A 3,313-nucleotide genomic window follows, 5' to 3' on the forward strand; every position below is an offset into this window, starting at 1 on the left:
CGACCTCTCCCCGCGCGCGGGGAGAGGTGAAGGGCGGCCGGCGCTGCGGCGAACACATCTTCACGGCGAGCCTCCCATGACAGCCGCCGCCCTGTTTCTCGGATTTGTCGTGCTGTTCGTGCTCGGCACGCCGGTCGCCGTTGCGCTCGGGCTCGCCGGCACGCTCGCCATCTGGCTCGGCGACCTCGGCGTGATGAGCGTGCCGACCCAGGCCTACACGGGCATCGCCAAGTATCCGCTGCTGGCCGTGCCCATGTTCGTGCTGGTCGGGGCGATCTTCGATCGCTCCGGGGTGGCGCTGCGGCTGGTCAATTTCGCCACCGTGCTGATCGGGCGGCGCGCCGGCTCGCTCGCCGCCGTCACCGTGATGGTGAGCATGTTCCTGGGCGGCATCTCCGGCTCCGGCCCGGCCAACGCCGCCGCGGTCGGCGGCGCCATGATCGGGGCCTTGTCGCGGGCCGGCTATCCGCGCGCCTTCTCGGCGAGCGTGATCGGCGCGGCCGCGGCGACCGACATCCTGATCCCGCCCTCGATCGCCCTGATCATCTATTCGGTGCTGGTGCCGCAGGCCTCGGTGCCGGCGCTGTTCGCGGCCGGCATGATCCCCGGAATTCTGGCCGGGCTCGCGCTGCTCGGGCCGATCTTCTGGATGTCGAACAAGCACGGCTTCGGGCTGGCGGAAAAGGATCTGCCGCGGCCGCCGTTCTGGACATCGCTGCGCGAGGCGAGCTGGGGCCTGATGGCTCCGGTGCTGATCCTCGGCGGCATGCGGGCCGGCTGGTTCACGCCGACCGAGGCCGCCGTGATGGCCGTCGTGTACGGCCTGTTCGTCGGCTTCGTGATCTACCGCACCCTGACGCTGCGTGACCTCTACGAGATGTTCGTCGAGGCCGCCGAGATCTCCGGCGTGATCCTGGTGGTCGTCGCGCTCGCCTCGATCTTCGGCTATGCGGGCTCGACGCTCGGCGTGTTCGACCGCGCCGCGCAGGCGATCGTCGCGACCGGCGGCAACCAGTACGTCATCCTGGGCATGCTGATCGTCATGCTGATCGTCATCGGCATGTTCCTGGACGGCGTCTCGACCTTCCTGATCCTGCTGCCGCTGCTGATGCCGATCGCCCAGAAATTCGGCTGGGACCCGGTGTGGTTCGGCGTGCTGCTGACGCTGAAGATCGCCATCGGCCAGTTCACCCCGCCGATGGCCGTCAATCTCATGGTCTCCTGCCGGATCGCCGGCGTGCCCATGGAGGCGACGCTGCGCTGGGTCGGCCCGCTGATCGGCGCCATGTTCGTCGTGCTGATCCTGCTGATCGCCGTGCCGGATCTGGCGCTCTGGCTGCCGCGCGTGCTGGGCTACTGATTCTTGGTCCCGCGGGGGGCCTTACAGGGTATTTTACGTCCCGGCGCGCCGGTCCGGACAACAAAGGACCGCCCGACGCCGAAAAATTGGTCTTTATGCTGCAGTGCAACATTCACGCTCCTGCAGTATGATGATGCCCGGGGCGGAGTCGGCGCGCAGGCGCCCGGCGCGCCGTCACATGAATTTCGGTGATTTTTTTCGTGTTGAACATCGACATGACGCTACCGACCGACCATGCGCACCGCTTCGCCCTGAGCGACGAGGTTCACGCGCGTCCGCCAGAAGCCCTGACGACGCCGTCGCGGGTGTCCTATCTGGCGCTCGTCTCGCCGTGGGAGGAGCGCGAGGCCGAGTGGCAGGGCATCTGCGATCTGGCCCGCCGGTTCGGCGCGCCGGCCCCGTTTCCGGGCGCTAACCACTACAGCGGCCAGCTCGGCGACTTCCGGCTCGTATGGGAGCGGCACGGCGAGTTCGCCCGCTACACCTTCATCGCGGCGGGTCTCGGCAGCAGCGAGGATCCGTTCGCCGAGCCGGCGATCGCACTCGCCCCGGCGAGCTGGATCGCGTCGCGGCCCGGGCAGGTGATCGTCGCGGCGCATGCCGCCGTGGTGACGGCCGACGACGGGCCGTCGGATCCGGAAATCGTGTCGACGGCCCTGTTCCGCGGCAACGCGCTGGTCGGCGGCCCGGTGTCGGATCGCGCCGCCGTGGCCTTCACGGATCTGCGCATCCACAGCGACGGCTTCGGCCGCTTCCTGATCCAGGACCGGCACCTCACGCCGCTCCAGGCCGGCCGGCTGATGCAGAGGCTGCTCGAAATAGAGACGTACCGGATGATGGCGTTGCTGGCGCTGCCGGTCGCCCGCGACCTCGCGCCCTTTCTGTCCGAGCGGGAGCGCGAGCTCGCCGAGATCACCGACGCGCTGGTCGCGGCCGGCGAGTCGGACGAGCCGGTGCTGCTCGAGCGACTGACCCGGCTCGAGGCCGAGATCGAGAGCCGCGAGGCCGCCAACCTGTTCCGCTTCGGCGCGGCGCTCGCCTATCACGACCTGGTCCAGCGCCGAATCTCGGAATTGCGCGAAGAGCGCATCCAGGGAATCCAGACGCTGCGCGAGTTCATGGAGCGCCGGCTGGTGCCCGCCATGAACACCTGCAAGGCGGTCTCCGAGCGGCAGGCCTCGCTCTCGGCCCGCGTCGCCCGCGTCACCCAGCTCCTCTCGACCCGCGTCGACGTGACCCGCGAGCGGCAGAACCGCGCCGTGCTCGAATCGATGAACCGGCGCGCCAAGCTGCAGCTCCAGTTGCAGTCGACCGTCGAGGGCCTCTCGGTCGCCGCCGTCACGTATTACGTCGTGGGTTTGATCGGCTACCTGGCGAAGGGTGCCTCTACGGCCGGCCTGCCGATCAGCCCGGAGATCGCGATGGGCGCCAGCATTCCGGTGGTGGCCGGCGCGGTGTGGCTGGCGTTGCGCGGTTTCCGGAAGCGGGTCGCGCACGGCGAGCCGTGACGCGGGGCTCAGCCCCGTCGAGAATTTGCAACGCCCTGTGCCCGCCGGCACACACCCGACACCGCGGCGCCCCAATCCCGTCAACCTCCTGCTTATCGTGACGGTACGATCCCGCACGGGAGCGCGCGTTTTTCTGCATCGCGTGACCCGCGCCAACGATCCCGGCGCACGCCTTCGTCCACGACGCGCGCCGTCGTCCGCCGCGTCGAAAACGACATCCAAACATCACAACGTGTAACGAGGAATCGAATGCAAAAGCTCCAGCGGTTGCTCCTGGCGGGCACCGTCCTGTCCGGTCTCGCAGGCGTGCAGGCCCTGGCGGCCCCCCTGATGATCGCGCAGGCCCCGGCGACCGAGGAGCAGCGCCCCGGGCAGCGTCCCGCGCCCGGTCAGCCGCCGCGTCCGGGCCAGCCGCCCGGTCAACCGCCGGCCCAGCGCCCCGCGC

Annotated in this window: 3 protein-coding genes; 2 read left to right on the plus strand and 1 reads right to left on the minus strand. The window is 69.6% G+C overall.

Features of this window, described 5'->3' with window-relative positions:
• Nucleotides 1-76 precede the first annotated feature (76 nt).
• Both CH341_RS29755 and CH341_RS29760 read left to right on the plus strand, forming a co-directional pair.
• Complete coding sequence (locus CH341_RS29755) at nucleotides 77-1,360, plus strand: TRAP transporter large permease (RefSeq protein ID WP_111423014.1); 1,284 nt, start codon at nucleotides 77-79, stop codon at nucleotides 1,358-1,360.
• A 215-nt stretch (nucleotides 1,361-1,575) separates the two neighbouring features.
• The gene (locus CH341_RS29760) at nucleotides 1,576-2,868 is read left to right on the plus strand and encodes a DUF3422 family protein (protein WP_111423016.1); all 1,293 of its coding nucleotides are present in this window, start codon (nucleotides 1,576-1,578) and stop codon (nucleotides 2,866-2,868) included.
• A 225-nt stretch (nucleotides 2,869-3,093) separates the two neighbouring features.
• Here the strand turns inward: CH341_RS29760 and CH341_RS35450 are convergent.
• The coding region (locus CH341_RS35450) for a hypothetical protein (protein ID WP_210208672.1) at nucleotides 3,094-3,313 on the minus strand (220 nt) is incomplete at its 5' end.

It is taken from the genome of Rhodoplanes roseus (genome assembly GCF_003258865.1).
Classification (GTDB): domain Bacteria; phylum Pseudomonadota; class Alphaproteobacteria; order Rhizobiales; family Xanthobacteraceae; genus Rhodoplanes; species Rhodoplanes roseus.

Bases quoted from the DNA above. Each gene is read 5' to 3' on its own strand.
- CH341_RS29755 (WP_111423014.1), top strand. From the start codon at position 77: ATGACAGCCGCCGCCCTGTTTCTCGGATTTGTCGTGCTGTTCGTGCTC.
- CH341_RS29760 (WP_111423016.1), top strand. From the start codon at position 1,576: ATGACGCTACCGACCGACCATGCGCACCGCTTCGCCCTGAGCGACGAG.